The organism is Pseudothermotoga elfii DSM 9442 = NBRC 107921 (assembly GCF_000504085.1).
GTDB lineage: Bacteria > Thermotogota > Thermotogae > Thermotogales > DSM-5069 > Pseudothermotoga_B > Pseudothermotoga_B elfii.
In genome coordinates, this window is sequence record NC_022792.1 from 1,013,563 (window position 1) to 1,029,172 (window position 15,610).

Sequence of the window (15,610 nt, forward strand, 5' to 3'; positions counted from 1 at the left end):
TGGAGGTGGATATATGAGTAGGCCAATCGACAAAAAAAGAAACATAGCACTGATAGGGCATAACGGATCAGGAAAGAGTTTATTGCTCAGTGCTATGTTATTTAACTCTGGCCTGATGGATCGAATTAACTCAAAACTAATTGATACAGATCCGATTGAAGAATCTAAAGGATCAAGTGTTTCTTCTCATGTATATTCCTTCGATTGGAACGATTTTAGTTTCACAGTTATTGATACTCCTGGTTTTGGTGATTTCATCTCTGAAGTTATAAATTCTTTGTTTGTCAGCGAAAACGCCCTGAGTGTTGTGAATGCTGTCGCCGGAGTAGAAATCCAGACAGAGCGAACCTGGCAGATGGCTGAAGATATGAAAAAACCTGTGATGGTTTTTATAAATCAAATGGACAAAGAACGAGCAAATTTCGAAAGTGCCGTGAATGAGCTTGCCTCATCTTTCGATAGAAAAATAGTTGCTGTTACTCTTCCAATAGGGAGCGAGGCAAATTTCAGAGGATTAATCGACCTCATATCCGAGAAAGCTTATGTATACAACTCTGGAAAACGCGAGGAAATCCCCGTACCTTCAGAATTTTCCGAAAAAGTTCAGGAGTTAAGATTGAGGCTCATTGAAGACGTTGTTGAATCAGATGATACACTCATGGAAAAATACCTCGATGGGCAGGAAATAGGTTCTGAAGAATTAATACATGCTATGATCAAAGCCTACAAGACCTGCCAAATAGTTCCTGTTATTTGTGGGTCTGCTGAAAAAAACATAGGTATTGACCTGATTTTGGATTATGTTTCTCTACTTGGTGCGAGTCCATCTGAAACAACTTCGTACATGGCGAGGCTTGATTCTGGAGAAGAGGTCGAAATTAAACCTTCTGAGACAGAACCATTCTGCGCATATAATTTTAAAACAGTGGTCGATCCATTCGTGGGACGTGTCAGTTATATAAAAATCATAGCCGGTGCAGTGAAACCTGGCGATACGTATGTGAATGTCAATCGAGGTACATCGGATAAATTTGGTCGAATTTATCTTCCACGTGGAAAAGATCAGATAGAAGTGGACCAGGCTTCATGTGGGGATGTAGTTGTTTTACCAAAGCTCAAAGAAGGTTCCGTCGGTGAAACGTTTACACACAAAGATCGAAAACTAACTATTGTAACCCCGGCATTTCCAGAACCAATGTTCTCAAGATCAGTTAATCCAAAATCCAAATCAGATATTGATAAAATTAGTAATGGATTATCAAGGCTGTCTGAGACAGACCCTGCATTCAAATGGGAATACGATCCTGAAACCGGAGAGACAGTAGTTTCCGGTTTAGGGAATATCCATTTAGATGTAATGATTGAAAGATTGAAAAGCACCTTTGGCGTGGATGTAGAAGTGGGAAAGCCAAAGATAGCTTATAGAGAAACTATTACGAAAAAAGCGGTAGCCGAATACAAACATAAAAAGCAAACAGGAGGTCATGGACAGTACGGACATGTCAAAATAGAGCTGGAACCACTTCCGCGAGGAGCGGGTTTTGAATTTGTCGATAAAATCTTTGGTGGAGTCATACCAAAGAATTTTATTCCCTCTGTTGAGAAAGGTATCGTTGAAGCAATGAAAAGAGGCTCTGTGGCTGGTTATCCGGTTGTTGATGTTCGAGTAACGCTTTTCGATGGTTCATATCATGAAGTTGATTCCTCAGATATATCTTTCCAGATCGCAGCCATTCAAGCATTCCGAAAAGGTATGGAAGAAGCAAGACCAGTTTTGCTGGAACCTATAATGGAAGTCGAAATATTCTGTCCCGATGAAGTTGCAGGAGATGTCATAGGTGAGGTAACAAGCAGAAGAGGAAGGCCGCAGGGAATGGAATCAATCGGGAGGGGTATGTCAAAAGTGAAGGCAGAAGTTCCTCTAGCAGAAATGCTTGATTTTTCTGGAAAGCTTTCTGGAATTACCAGTGGTCGTGGTTATTTCACGATGAAATTTGTACGATACCAGGAAGTTCCACCCAATATTCAGGAAAAAGTAATCCAGGAGAGAAAGCAAGAAAGTCAAAATGCATGATAAAGGGGGGAAATTCCCCCTATTTTTAAGGTGATTTTGGATGCACGTAGCTGTTTTGAGTTATAAATTGAGATTGTTTGGCATAGCCAGTCTCAAAGAAAAGCGCTCATTATTGAAAAAACTTATCAATGAGATTAGAGCAAAATTCAATGTATCTGCATGTGAGATTGGATACAGTGATTCAAAAACATGGTCAGAATTGGGAGTTGCGATCGTTTCTTCATCACAAAGCATACTCGATGCCGTGGTTGAGGATATAACAGCATTGATAGAAAACACCATGGGCCTTGAGATAGTTGAAATTGAAAGAGAAGGTTGGTGAGATGGATCAGATTTTTCGGGAGTTACATAAAATTTCTGATTTGTTGCTCAGCAATAAACGTTTTTTACACATCAAATCCTGTGTAGATTTTGCCGTACAACTTGCAAAAATTCATGAAGTAGATGAGGATCGTGTGGCTGTTGCTGGATTTGCGCATGATATCTTTAGAGATGTAAAACCGGATGTTCTTTTGAGAATGGCTGTTGCGTACAGAATTAGAATTACAAAGCTCGAAAGATTGAACCCGATTCTCCTGCATGGTAAAATTGCGGCAGAATTTGTCAAAAGAAGGTTTAATCTGCGCGACAGAGAAATTCTACAGGCTATTGCATACCACACAAGCGGCAAGGAAAATCTTGCAGACATAGGAAAGATTGTTTTTCTGTCAGATTCACTTGAGGAAAACAGAATCTATGACAATATTAATTGGCTAAGGCAAGTAGCAAAACAAGATTTGAACCAGGCACTTTTTTTGATAGTTGAAAACAAAATACAGTATGCAATTAAGAGAGGTTTATTTATCTTGCCTGAAACTGTGAGGATGTGGAATTGGCTGATAGAATTGCAAAAGGGAAATTCCAACTGGAACTGGCGTGGTTCAGCGGTAGATTTAAATAAGAGCAAATGAGGTTAAGTGATTCATATTTGAATTTATTTAACCAATATTAGCTTACGAAAAAAAGCAGTTATTGATGAAAGAAGCTAATTTGACAGCAGTCGTGAGGGAGGCATGAGATTATGAAAAAAAGAAGAAGCGGCTTCTTGTGGTTTCTGTTAGTGGCTGTTATTGCTGCCGGAAGTTTTGGCCTGTGGTTTTTGCTAAGTTCAAATGCTATCAAGAACTCGGAAGAATTTTTGTCCGAGACTGTCCATTTTGCTTTTGTATGCAAAGATGACAATGTGGCTTATTTCATACGAGTTGACACAACTAAGAGAATGATATACATTTTAAGATTTCCACAGTACTCTTTTAATCCATTGACCAACAGATCCCTGGACGTACAAAACCCACTGGAAGTTTTCAGCTTCTCAGAAGCAATGATCGAGTCAACTTCAAACAGAAGATATTACGCCGTTGTAAGCAAGGAACAGATCTCGAAATTTTCAAAACAGGTCTTGGGCCAGGAGGAGGATAATTTTGAAAACCTTCTGAAGAAGCTATCAAACAGGAATTCAAAAACCTTTGATTATTTGTTTTTTAAACAATGGGTGTCAGCACTAAAGCCAGAGACAACTTTTACCCCTGCTGGCCTTGCAAAATTAATGTATGAGTTGCAAAGGAATGCCTCAAGATATTACTATCCTGAATCTATTACCGATAAACCCATACAGATTGTTGTTGATGGGAAAACATATCAGCGGGTTTACCTGGATGCAAATAGTATACAGTCCATAAGAGATGATATAAAAAAATAGGTATTGAAAATTCCGACAAAAAGAGTACAATATTTGTCGGAGGTGGCTAAATGTATAAAATAACAGTTTATACCGCGCCAGGTTGCCCTTATTGTGTCAAAGTGAAAAGCTATCTCAGGGAACTTGGTCTTAAATTTACAGAGGTAGATGTATCAAAAAGCCAAAAAGATGCTGAAAAACTTGTGAGAAGGACCGGTCAAACAGGTGTCCCTGTTGTTGAAATAGGGAACCAGCTTGTAATTGGTTTTGATAGAGCGAGAATAGATAAACTCCTCGGAGTGAGATAAAATTGATTGATGTTCTGTTTTTACCTGAACCTGTATCACAGCAACATGTTTGTGTTGTTGTGGATGTTTTGAGAGCAACAAGTACTATTGTCACAGCACTTGCGAATGGTGCCAGATGTGTGGTACCTGTCAGGAAGATAGCAGAGGCTAAAAAGAGAAAAGCGGAAAATATTCTGATCTGTGGGGAAAGAAAAGGAATAAAACCAAAAGGGTTTGATCTCGGAAATTCTCCTATAGAGTATTTCACTGTGAAAGACAAAGAGGTTATTCTCACAACAACAAATGGCACAAGAGCTATATCAATGATCAATTCACAGAAATTGTATGCAGCTTGTTTTCTAAATTTACATGCAGTTATCGAACAGCTGAGAAATCATGACCATGTGACAATTGTATGTTCCGGGCAAAAAGGAAAGATTGCGTATGAAGATGTACTCTGTGCCGGTGCAATTGTCTATGAACTAAATGATAAATTGACGGATGGAGCAAGAATATCAAGAGAATTATGGAAGCAATCCAGGAGAAAGGATCTTTCAAAACTTCTCTTTGAATCGCAGCATGCTCAAGAACTCGCTGAATATGGATTCTCGTCAGATATAACATTCTGTTCTCAAACAGATTTATACAGCATTGTACCGGTTTTTGTTGAAGATCGCTTTATAAAACAAGCCCCATAGGGGCTTGTTTATACTAACCAGGAGGCTATCTTTGCAAGTTCAACAAACTGATCATCAAGACTTGCTCCACCTACCAGGCCGCCATCAATATCCGGCTGAATCATTAACCCAAGGAAATTATCAGGCTTAATGCTACCTCCATATAAAATGGGTATCTGCTGAGCAAATTCCTGACCATAAAGTTGTTCAAGCAACTTTCGTATAAACATATGCACTTGTTGAGCCTGATGTGGTTTTGCAACTATCCCCGTTCCAATAGCCCACACTGGCTCATAAGCTATTACAATCTTTCTGACATCATCTTCGTTCAGACCAAACAATGCTTGTCTCAGCTGAGATTCAATGACGCAAAAGGTTAATCCCTTTTCCCTCTCTTCTTTTGTTTCACCAATACATATGATTGGTTTCATACCATTGCTGAGTACAGCTTTGATCTTTTTGTTGATCATTTCATCTGTTTCACCAAAAATGTGACGACGTTCGGAATGGCCGATGATTACATATTCAATATTCAATTCCTTAAGCATCACAGGAGAGATTTCACCGGTGAAGGCTCCAAAATTTTCGTAATAACAATTCTGTGCACCTATATGTAAGTTACTTCCCTTGAGTATTTCTGTAATATCGGAGAGGCAAACAAAAGGCGGGCACAATACTATCTTGAAATTCATACCCGCCAGATCCTGAACAAGTTTATTAACAAAGAATTTAGCCTGTTCATTAGTTTTGTTCATTTTCCAGTTACCAGCTAATATGACTCTATCTATTTTTTTTTATCAGCAATACTCCTTATACCTGGGAGATCCTTTCCTTCAAGAAATTCGAGTGATGCTCCTCCTCCTGTCGAGACATGCGAATAAGCTGATTCCAAACCGAATTTGGCAACAGCTGCCGCAGAATCTCCCCCGCCTATAACAGTTGTTCCTTTTATTTTGGCTATCATTTCAGCAACAGCTTTCGTTCCCCCTGCAAAATCTTCAATTTCGAAAACGCCCATAGGACCATTCCAAACGACAGTCTTAGCGTTTTTCAAAGCTTCTTCGAATACTTTTATTGTTTTTGGACCTATATCCAATCCCATCCACCCATCATCTATTCCATCTTTTAAGTCAGCTGTTTTCTTCTCAACGCCGGCTTCTATTTTTTGGGCAACGATGGCATCCACAGGGAGGACTATCTCAACTTTCTTTTCCTTTGCTTGCTCAAGTATTTGTTTTGCAAGATCCAGTTTGTCATTTTCGACCAGGGAGGATCCGACTTTTAATCCCTGGGCTTTGAGAAATGTGAACATCATAGCCCCACCGATGAGGAGTTTATCAGCTTTGTTTAAGAGATTAGTTATTACCCCTATTTTATCCGATACTTTCGCACCACCAAGCACAACTACATATGGGTGATCTGGTTCATAAGTGACCTTGTTCAGAAAATCAATTTCCTTTTCCATAAGGAACCCTGCGACACTGGGTATGAAATTTGCAATACCGACATTTGAGGCGTGTGCCCTGTGTGCTGTACCAAACGCGTCATTTACGTGAATATCAGCAAGCTCCGCCCAGGCTTTAGCCAATTCCTGGTCGTTCTTTTCTTCGCCAGGATGAAATCTGGTATTTTCAAGTAAAAGTACATCGCCAACCTTCATATTTTTCACAGCTTCTTTTACTTCTTCACCAACTACATGTGGAACAAAGATTACATTCAAACCTGATATATTTTTTAAATGCTCCGCGATCGGCTTTAAACTATACTTTGGATCAAATGATCCTTTTGGCCTGCCCAAGTGAGAAAGCAATATAACTTTTGCTTTTTTCTCGACAGCATATTTGATTGTTGGAAGAGCGGCTGTGATTCGTGTGTCGTCAGATACTTTTCCATCTTTACCGATAGGGACGTTAAAATCAACTCTCATTATCACTGCTTTATTTGAAAGATCTATATCTTTTATTGTCAATTTTTTCATCTTATCACCTCCTGTTGACTTGTGAAAAGAGGGGATAACACCCCTCTTTTGAGTTAAATCATTTTTGAAACCAGTTCAACTGTATCAACAACACGGCAGCTATAACCGTATTCATTATCGTACCAGGAGAACACCTTTATCAAATTGCCCTTAGCATTTGTCAACGTTGCATCAAAAATACCCGAGTATGGTGTCCCCACTATATCGCTACTTACTATTTCATCAGTATTATATTTGACAATTCCCTTAAGTGATGTTTCGCATGCCTCTTTCATAACTTCGTTTACTTCCTCAGCTGTGGTTGATTTTTCAACTACTGCAACAAAATCTGTGATTGAGCCATCTGGAACTGGAACTCTTAATGCTACACCGTCAAGTTTTCCTTTCAATTCTGGAACAACCAGGGCAACTGCTTTTGCTGCACCAGTTGTGGTAGGAATGGTATTCACCGCAGCAGCTCTCGCTCTTCTCAAATCTTTATGAGGAAGGTCAAGAACTCTTTGATCATTTGTATAAGCATGAACTGTTGTTAAGAAACCACTCAAAATATTGAATTTTTCGTGGAGCACTTTGATTACTGGTGCTATTGAGTTTGTTGTACATGAAGCACATGAAATCACTGTATGTTCTGGTTTCAAATTTTTCTCATTGCAACCTATAACTACGGTTATATCTTCTCCTTTTGCCGGTGCAGTAATTATCACTTTCTTTGCTCCTGCGTGAAGGTGGAGTGAAGCTTTTTCCTTGTCCCTAAAAATTCCTGTTGATTCAATGACTATATCAACACCAAGATCTTTCCACGGTAATTTCGATGGATCTTTTTCGCTGAAAACTTTGTAGCTTTTTTCATCGATAATCAGTTCATTTTCCTTAGCCGAAACCTCACCTGGATAAATCTTGTGAACAGAATCATACTTAAAAAGATGAGCAAGAGTAGCGGTATCGGTTATGTCGTTGATAGCAACAACTTCAATATCTTTCGAATTTCTCTTAAGGATTTCCCTGAGCACGATTCTTCCAATACGTCCAAACCCGTTAATTGCTATTTTCATGCTTTTCCCTCCCTTTTGAATGTTCAGTATTATGTTATATCATCTTTGTTTAAAATGGTGATCACTTTGTGTAAAATCTCACAAACCAGGTAATCCACTCAACCCAACTATTTTTGAAAGCTCCTCCTCGCGTTTTTTTGTTACCTCTCGCAACGCCTCATTAATAGCCGCAACTATCAAGTCATTGAACATTTCTCTATCTTCCAGCAAAGAATCTTCATACTCAATAGAGACAATTTCATAATTGCACTTGGCTGTTACCTTTACTGCTCCGCCACCCGATGTAGATGAAACTTCTATGTTTTCAAAAGAATTTTCGAGTTTCTCAATCTCGTCTCTCATTTTTTGTTGAATCTGCTCAAACCCGCTACTCTTATCAATTTTGCCATAACTTTTTCCACCAAACCCTTTTATTTTTTTCACTCAACTTCACTCCTCTATACGAATTTTTCCCGGAAAACTTTCCTGGAGTTTCTGGAGGATTCTCCTTTCTCGGTCTTCGTCCAAGCGTATATCTACCACGCAGTTTCTTTTCACATATGTTTTAAACAAATATTCAACTTCAAGGATTTTTTCCCTCAGATACTCGTACTGAAATCTCTGTGAAGGTAGTAAGGATATCTCAATACTATCTCCTCTGTCTGAGATTTTAGACTGTAACAAAGCTATACAAATAGCCATATCGCCCTGTTCCTTCAAATAACTCAGAAGTTCCTCTATTTTGCTTTTTTCTTTTGAACTTTTTTTCTCTTCTACGGGTTCTGATTTTTCGGTTGATTTATTTTTGATTTCATAATCATGCTCAATTTTTTCAGGTGATTCAAACTTCGAAGCAAGATTCATCGAAAGGAGTTTGCAAATAGCTTTTCTATTCTCACTATATTTGAGCTCTCTGAGAATCAAAACCAAATTTTCACCAATTGATATTAGATCTCTTGATGGATTTCGTGAAATTTCTTCTTCTATGATTTCGATAGATGACTGCAATAACTGATCGACATCTAAGCCACTTCTATGTACCTCATCCACCAGTTCCCCGACTTCTTTTACCAGTCCGTTTCTGATGGCTTTAATGTACCTTTGAACTATTTCATCTGGTACGAGTCCAAGGGCTTTTTCCACGACCTGTGGCGTTATCACTTGACCATCAGCATAATTTGCAATTTGCTCTAAGTAAGATAACGCATCACGCATACCGCCAGATGCTCTTCTAGCTATCATTCTTGCTGCGTCCTCATGCAACTCTATCGACTCAAAATGGGCAACCTTTCTGATGTTTTCAAGGATAGCATCTTCGCTAAAATTTCTGAATTCTATGACCTGGCATCTCGATATTATCGTTTGTGGTACTCTTTCAAGATTGGTTGTCGCGAGCACAAAAAGTACTTTTTCAGGAGGCTCTTCAAGAGTTTTCAGTAAAGCATTAAATGCTTCACGAGTTAACATGTGAAACTCATCAATTATATAAATCTTGTGCGACGAGAGCATTGGTTTAAATCCAACTGCGTCTCTGATTTTGCGAATTTCATCAATACCTCTGTTTGAAGCTGCATCAAGCTCTATAACATCTGGGTGCGTTCCTCTGTCGATAGAGAGACAACTTTCGCATTCACAGCATGGCTCATATCCCTTTCTGTTTGAGCAATTCAGAGCCTTCGCGAGAATTCTCGCAACAGAGGTCTTGCCGGTTCCCCGGGGGCCTGAAAATATATATGCATGTGATATCTTATTTTTGAGTAATGCATTTTGGAGAACCAATTTTGCTTGAAGCTGGTCTATTATTTGATCGAAGTTCTTTGGCCTATATTTTCGATAAAGGGCTTCCATGTGGTTCCTCCTTTGATTAAATTATAACAGATAAGACTTTTGTGGAGGTGCAAAATGGTATATTCGAGATTAAAAACAGGCTTTTTATTGATTCTCGTATTTTTCAGTGTCACATTTGTAGCTAACACGACTCCGAGCTGGTTTAAGGAGCTCGTTATAGAAAGCCGATCTGGTCACGGTCTGATCGTGGATGAACAAATAATAGATGATTTGTATGAGAGTATTATTGAAATATCAGAAAAATATGATCTTGATCCTTTGATAATAATAGCCCTAATAAAAGTGGAAAGTGAGTTCAGGAATGTTGTTGGCATGTATGGTGAGCTTGGTTTAGTTCAAATCAAACCACAGACAGCACAATTTGTCGCGCAAATCTACGACTTATCTGAGCCTGAAGAAGGATGGATAACCCTGCTTTGGAACTATGAGTTGAACATTGAATACGGTGTCTTATATCTCAAATATTTGATTCAAAGAACTTCCGGCAATCTTTTAAAGGCGCTTGAGTTGTACAATGGTGGTAGTATGAAAACAGAGTATGCCAACAGGATTTTTCAGCAATACAAGGAGTTGATGGCCTATCAGATTACTGATAGTAGAAGATGATCCGAAAATAGCCCGTCTTTTGCAGATTCTTTTTGAAAATAACGGCTATGAAGTATATGTGGCTCATAATGGTGAGGATGGATGGCAAACATTTTTACTGGAAAATCCAGTGGTTGTTGTGCTTGATCTGATGCTCCCAGGTATGGATGGTTTTGAGGTTTTGGAAAAAATAAGATCAACCGATGCAGAAGTTGGTATAGTTATTCTAACTGCCAGAGGTGAGGTTGAAAATAAGATACGCGGCTTGAAAAAAGGAGCCGATGATTATCTCCCAAAACCTTTTCACCTGGATGAATTGCTGGCGCGTGTCGAAGCTGTAGCCAGAAGGGTTAGAAAAACAGATTTGTTGAAAATAGGTCCATTGACATTTGATATGAAATCGAAAATTCTTAGCTTTCCTGATGGCAGAGAAACAATTCTTTCAGACAGGGAAAGTGCTCTTTTATACCACCTCTATGTTAACATGAGAAAAGTTGTGAGTAGAGATGAATTGCTCAAAGAAGTATGGGGAAACAACAGTTATATAAGCCGAAACATAGTTGATGTTTATATAAAGTACTTGAGGGATAAATTTGGAGAATACGCAGATTTTATTAAAACTGTGAGAGGGACTGGTTATGTTCTCGACGCTTAAATGGAAAATGGTATTCTGGTATACGACATTTTTTTCGATAATTCTTGGCTTTGGATTGATTAGTGCTTATAAGCTGGTGAAAAATATACATTTAAACCGATCTGTCGAGTCTTTGAGGCAGAATGTTCTTCAATTTCTCAGAATGCCCGGGGTTATGAGAAATTTTGCTTTACCCCCAGGTGTAGCTATTATTGACGAAAATGGTAATTTAATAGCGGGCTCTATAAATACTGAGCATGAAAATTTTGATCATTTTCTTTCTCGTGTTTTCTCAGTTAAAAATCCCGCCTACATAAAACTGGGTGAAGATGAATATCTTGTTTTCAAAGCAAAGTTCGTTGTTCTTAACAAAGAAAGAGATTATTACCTGCTCTCTCCGGCTGGAGGCATGGGTGATTTTCTTAGAATTCTTGCCAGGTCCTTTTTCATGCTATGGGTGATTTTCAGTGTTTTTTCTTTTGTACTTGGGAATTATTTTGTAAACAAATCTCTCACACCAATGCGTCGAATAACAGATGAACTGAAAGATATAAATGCTGCGGATTTAGCCAAGAGAGTCCATGATCCTGAAACAAATGATGAGGTTTCAAAACTGGCAAAGACAATCAATGAGATGCTTGACAGGCTCCAGGTTGGATTTGAAGCACAGAATGATTTCATAAATGATGTTTCCCATGAGTTGAAAACGCCGCTGGCAACTATACAGGGTTATGCAGAATTGATGCAAAAGTTTTCATACAACAAAGAAATAGTTATTGAGTCTGCCAGAACGATCCAGGATACTTCTATTAAACTTGCAAAGCTGGTTGAAACTCTGCTATCGCTTTCGAAACCTGTTACGAAAGTAGAATTTCAAAATATAGAGCTCAACACTTTTTTACATAACCTTGCAGAGCAGTTTCGATTACAGTTCAAGGAATTTTCAATATATGTCGAAGGTCAAGGTTGTGGATACGCAGACCCGAGGGTACTTGAAATCATTGTAAAAGCATTGGTTGAAAATGCTGTGAAGTTTTCAAAAGACAGAAAAGAAATAATTCTCAAATGTGGTGATAGCTGGGTAAGTGTAAAAGATTTTGGAATAGGTATGAGTGAATTTGAAAAAAACAAAATATTCCACAAGTTTTACAAAGGGGATAAATCTCGATCAAGCGAAGGATATGGATTGGGATTATCACTGGTGGAAAAACTTGCGAAAACCATGAATTGTAAGATTGAAGTAGAAAGCGAACTCAACAAAGGCAGTGAATTTATCGTAAAAATGCCACCGTGCAACTAAGGAGGGACGATATGAAAGTAGGTGGACAGGCTGTAATCGAAGGTGTTCTGATGATGGGCAAAAAAGTTGTTGTTGCGGTTAGGAACAGTGAGGGAAAGATAGTAATAGAGGAAATAGCAAAAAAATCTCCTTCACAATCGAAGTTCTTCAAAATTCCTTTTCTAAGAGGAATTGTTAGTCTATTTTACTCTCTCTATTATGGAATATACGCTCTGGACAGATCAGCCGAGATAAGCTCCGGACAGAAAATGAAAAAATCAGAAACATTCTGGTCTATTTTTTTAGCTGTAGTGATGGCTGTCGGTTTATTTATAATCTCTCCTGTCATGATAACAAATCTCCTGGGATTCTTAAAACAAAATGAGTTTTTGTTTTCACTCACAGAAGGCTTAATAAGAATCGCGATGTTTCTTATCTACGTCGGTATTATCTCATTTTTGAAAGATGTAAAAAGAATTTTCCAGTATCATGGAGCAGAACATATGAGTATACATACATACGAGGCCGGAGAAGAGTTGACCGTCGAAAATGCAGTAAAACATAGTACTATTCATCCAAGGTGTGGTACAAATTTTGCTATGATTTTTCTTATAGCCTCTATAATTGTTTTCAGTTTGCTGGGTATAGTAAAACCGAACAGTTTGGCCTGGAGAGTAGTGATTAGAGTTGTCTTTATACCACTGGTCATAGGTGTTGCGTACGAGTTTCTCAGAATTTCTGCCAGAAGATCAAAGATCAGCAAGATCTTCATTTTGCCAGGCCTGCTTCTGCAGAAATTAACAACTGCCCAACCTGATGAATCGCAGTTAGCGGTTGCTATCGCGGCGCTGAAGGAAGCAATAAGCGAAGAAAACAGCGCAGATGCACAAGTAGATCACGAAGGACCAGAGTTTTTTGGATAGGCCGAGGAGGTTACAAAGCAGCGAAAAAGAGAGTAGAACAATTAAAGTCTTATAGATATTGGTTTTTTTGATCAATAGATGATGGGTATGTTCTTTATCTGCAACGAGTGGATTTTTGTGTTTTATTATTCGGCGCGTAAAGCTGCTCAGTATCTCGAAAGCCGGATATCCGAGAAAGATTGTGGCAAATCCCAGATCGCCATCAAAAAATTCAAGCACCCTCATGGGAAGATATATTCCAAGCAATGTTGCGCCACTATTACCAAGGAAAGATTTTGCTCTGGGCAAGTTGAATGGTAAAAACCCCGCAACGGCCAAAGCAAGGCTGTATTCTTTTGATAGGAGTGAACTTATCATTGTTGTGGAACATGCAAGTCCATCTATACCGTCTATCATGTTGATTGCATTGAGCATTGACATGAACCAGAATAATTCAATTACTCTGCCCAATGTATTGTTTAATGTTATTCCAAAAAAAGTTATTTTCTGAGAAACCACAAAAAGAGCGCTCAGGGCTATTAAGAATTGAACAGGTAACTTGATTTTGTAAGACAAATCTTCTATATCATCCAGAAATCCGAGTGAAAAAGCTAAAACAACTGGAATTATGGTTAAGAGATTTTTTTCAGTTACAAGTAGTGCAATGAATATAGCTACACCACCAGTTAATGGTATGGGTATGGTGTGAATCTTTCTTGAGTTTGGCATATCGAGAGGAAATTTTCTTGCAAAAAATCCCACGAAAAGCAGATTTAAAAAGAATGAAACAATAAAAGTCATTTTTTCCCCTCTTCAATGGATCTCAGAAAGCGTTTCACGTATTCTATCAATTCTCCAGGTTTGTCTATTGACAGTTTTATCATTTCTTCAAGTGATTTACAGAGTTCTTCATAAGCTATCTTCTTTTTTGTTTTCACCATTTTGACCTTTGGATGCTTCGTTGCCTCAACGAACTCATCTTCATAGAATAATTCTTCAGACATTTTTTCGCCACTTCTACTGCCTGTGTAAACAATCTTTATATCTTGCTCTGGTATCAACCCATTGAGCAAAATCATTGTTCTTGCAAGTTCATCTATGGATATGGGTTTACCCATGTCAAGAACAAAAAGATCTTTGTTTGTTCCAAAACTTCCAGCTTGTAAAACCAGAGATACTGCTTCTGAAAGGCTCATAAAATATCTCACCATGCGCTGATCTGTTACTGTAACAGGGCCACCTTTTGAAATTTGGTCCATGAATTTTGGAACTACACTTCCTCGACTACCTATAACATTGCCAAACCTCACAATAACGAAATTGGTTTTGCAACCCTGATTCATTGAGAGAAGAAGTAATTCAGCTAATCGTTTTGTTGCACCCATTATTGAAGAAGGATTAACGGCTTTATCTGTTGATATGAATATCATTTTTTCGGCTTCAAATTTACAGCACAATTCAGCAACGATTTTTGTTCCGAGTGTATTTACCTTCAGGGCTTCATAAGGATTTTCTTCCATCAACGGGACATGTTTATGTGCAGCAGCATGGAAAACTATCTGTGGCCTTGTTAGTCGAAAAACTTGTTCCATTCTGGTTGGATCTGATATATCTGCTATTACCCTTATTCTTTCTACGGATGGATTTTCTACACGGAGTTCTTCGTCAATTTTATATATGCTATTTTCTCCTTTACCAAGCAGTATAAGAGTAGAAGGTTCAAGTTTTGATAGCTGCCTGCATAATTCACTTCCTATGCTCCCGCCGGCACCGGTAACCATTATTCTTTTACCGTTTATGTACGATTTTATTTGCTGCAGATCAACTTTTACTTCTTCTCTTCCAAGCAAGTCTTCTATTTTTATTTCCCTGAGCGATCCCACTCTTGCTTGACCATCTGTTAATTCATATATGCCAGGAAGAGTTCTTATCTTTACTCTTCTTGGATTTATCAGAGAAATGATCCTCCTCATCTGCTCAGCTGTGGCTGAAGGTATAGCTATAATAACTTCGTCGATTTTGAGCATCTCTACAATTTCCATAGCTCTATCAGCGGGACCGTACACAGGCACACCATGAATTTTCCTGCCTATCTTTCTTGGTGAATCGTCGATGAATCCAACTACCTTGCCGAGCTGTGGGCGGTGTTCAAAATCTTCAAGTAGCATGGTTCCGGCACTACCTGCACCAACTATCAGTACACGTTTTCCTGCTGAGGGTGGGACGGTGTTTAGCCATTGCCAGAAAAATCTGCTCGCTATGAGAATCATTGTTGAGCCGAGAAAAGTCATCATTCCAACTGATCGGGGCAAAACAACAAAATTCGTCAGGTGAAAAAAAACCACATTTAAAAGATATGCGATAATTGTTCCTCTCATCAACAGCACCATATCTTTAAAGGAAGCATAAAGCCAAACTATTTTGTATGTCCCATTCGCAATATACACAATGGCAGCTATTGTGCAGTAAATAGGTATACTTAAAAAATATTTTGCAAGCTCAGGCCAGTCGAAGCCTAATCTCACAAAAAGAGCTACTACACCGGCAAAAAAAGTCAAGCTAATGTCGATAAGGAAAAGTGCCATCTTCCTTTTCACT

Annotated in this window: 17 protein-coding genes; 10 read left to right on the plus strand and 7 right to left on the minus strand. The window is 38.5% G+C overall.

The features are described from left to right. The first annotated feature begins 13 nt into the window (after window positions 1-13). From fusA to TEL01S_RS05020, 6 genes are all read left to right on the plus strand, one after another. Window positions 14-2,074 (plus strand): elongation factor G, encoded by a 2,061-nt coding sequence (fusA, locus tag TEL01S_RS04995; protein WP_012003037.1) that lies wholly within the window; start codon window positions 14-16, stop codon window positions 2,072-2,074. A gap of 40 nt (window positions 2,075-2,114) precedes the next feature. Next, on the plus strand, window positions 2,115-2,396 hold the full coding sequence (locus tag TEL01S_RS05000; RefSeq protein ID WP_012003038.1) for a DUF503 domain-containing protein: 282 nt from the start codon (window positions 2,115-2,117) through the stop codon (window positions 2,394-2,396). Window position 2,397: 1 nt separating this feature from the next. Next, on the plus strand, window positions 2,398-3,024 hold the full coding sequence (gene yqeK, locus TEL01S_RS05005; RefSeq protein WP_012003039.1) for a bis(5'-nucleosyl)-tetraphosphatase (symmetrical) YqeK: 627 nt from the start codon (window positions 2,398-2,400) through the stop codon (window positions 3,022-3,024). Between the two features lie 110 nt (window positions 3,025-3,134). Then, window positions 3,135-3,812, plus strand: a complete 678-nt coding sequence (locus TEL01S_RS05010) for a hypothetical protein (protein WP_012003040.1) — start codon at window positions 3,135-3,137, stop codon at window positions 3,810-3,812. A gap of 50 nt (window positions 3,813-3,862) precedes the next feature. Further along, the gene (locus tag TEL01S_RS05015; RefSeq protein ID WP_012003041.1) at window positions 3,863-4,099 is read left to right on the plus strand and encodes a glutaredoxin family protein; all 237 of its coding nucleotides are present in this window, start codon (window positions 3,863-3,865) and stop codon (window positions 4,097-4,099) included. A gap of 2 nt (window positions 4,100-4,101) precedes the next feature. Beyond that, window positions 4,102-4,776, plus strand: a complete 675-nt coding sequence (locus TEL01S_RS05020) for a 2-phosphosulfolactate phosphatase family protein (RefSeq protein ID WP_012003042.1) — start codon at window positions 4,102-4,104, stop codon at window positions 4,774-4,776. An 8-nt stretch (window positions 4,777-4,784) separates the two neighbouring features. On the opposite strand, the gene tpiA is transcribed toward TEL01S_RS05020, so the two are convergent. The 5 genes from tpiA to dnaX form a co-directional block, all read right to left on the minus strand. Beyond that, on the minus strand, window positions 4,785-5,531 hold the full coding sequence (gene tpiA / locus TEL01S_RS05025) for a triose-phosphate isomerase (protein ID WP_353738046.1): 747 nt from the start codon (window positions 5,529-5,531) through the stop codon (window positions 4,785-4,787). Window positions 5,532-5,539: 8 nt separating this feature from the next. Next, window positions 5,540-6,733, minus strand: a complete 1,194-nt coding sequence (locus tag TEL01S_RS05030) for a phosphoglycerate kinase (protein WP_012003044.1) — start codon at window positions 6,731-6,733, stop codon at window positions 5,540-5,542. 53 nt (window positions 6,734-6,786) lie between these two features. Next, window positions 6,787-7,785, minus strand: coding sequence for a type I glyceraldehyde-3-phosphate dehydrogenase (gap, locus tag TEL01S_RS05035; RefSeq protein ID WP_012003045.1), 999 nt, complete (start codon window positions 7,783-7,785; stop codon window positions 6,787-6,789). Between the two features lie 78 nt (window positions 7,786-7,863). Beyond that, window positions 7,864-8,208 carry a YbaB/EbfC family nucleoid-associated protein gene (locus TEL01S_RS05040; RefSeq protein WP_012003046.1) on the minus strand — a complete coding sequence of 115 codons (345 nt, stop codon included), beginning with the start codon at window positions 8,206-8,208 and terminating at the stop codon, window positions 7,864-7,866. Between the two features lie 6 nt (window positions 8,209-8,214). After that, a complete protein-coding gene (gene dnaX / locus TEL01S_RS05045) occupies window positions 8,215-9,612 on the minus strand; it encodes a DNA polymerase III subunit gamma/tau (protein WP_012003047.1) in 1,398 nt (465 codons plus the stop codon). A gap of 54 nt (window positions 9,613-9,666) precedes the next feature. Between dnaX and TEL01S_RS05050 the strand changes: the two genes are divergently transcribed. Genes TEL01S_RS05050 through TEL01S_RS05065 form a run of 4 tightly spaced genes read left to right on the plus strand, consistent with a single transcriptional unit; the run spans window position 9,667 to window position 13,033 of the window. Next, complete coding sequence (locus tag TEL01S_RS05050; protein ID WP_012003048.1) at window positions 9,667-10,218, plus strand: transglycosylase SLT domain-containing protein; 552 nt, start codon at window positions 9,667-9,669, stop codon at window positions 10,216-10,218. A gap of 19 nt (window positions 10,219-10,237) precedes the next feature. Further along, window positions 10,238-10,852 carry a response regulator transcription factor gene (locus TEL01S_RS05055; protein ID WP_012003049.1) on the plus strand — a complete coding sequence of 205 codons (615 nt, stop codon included), beginning with the start codon at window positions 10,238-10,240 and terminating at the stop codon, window positions 10,850-10,852. Further along, the gene (locus TEL01S_RS05060) at window positions 10,836-12,131 is read left to right on the plus strand and encodes a sensor histidine kinase (protein WP_012003050.1); all 1,296 of its coding nucleotides are present in this window, start codon (window positions 10,836-10,838) and stop codon (window positions 12,129-12,131) included. Before TEL01S_RS05055 ends, TEL01S_RS05060 begins: the two co-directional genes overlap by 17 nt. Window positions 12,132-12,142: 11 nt before the next feature. After that, on the plus strand, window positions 12,143-13,033 hold the full coding sequence (locus TEL01S_RS05065) for a DUF1385 domain-containing protein (protein ID WP_012003051.1): 891 nt from the start codon (window positions 12,143-12,145) through the stop codon (window positions 13,031-13,033). On the opposite strand, the gene TEL01S_RS05070 is transcribed toward TEL01S_RS05065, so the two are convergent. Then, complete coding sequence (locus TEL01S_RS05070) at window positions 12,938-13,813, minus strand: glycosyltransferase family 4 protein (protein WP_012003052.1); 876 nt, start codon at window positions 13,811-13,813, stop codon at window positions 12,938-12,940. The two genes, TEL01S_RS05065 and TEL01S_RS05070, sit on opposite strands and share 96 nt — an antisense overlap. Next, window positions 13,810-15,609, minus strand: coding sequence for a polysaccharide biosynthesis protein (locus tag TEL01S_RS05075; RefSeq protein WP_028843214.1), 1,800 nt, complete (start codon window positions 15,607-15,609; stop codon window positions 13,810-13,812). Before TEL01S_RS05075 ends, TEL01S_RS05070 begins: the two co-directional genes overlap by 4 nt. Between the last annotated feature and the right edge of the window lies 1 nt (window position 15,610).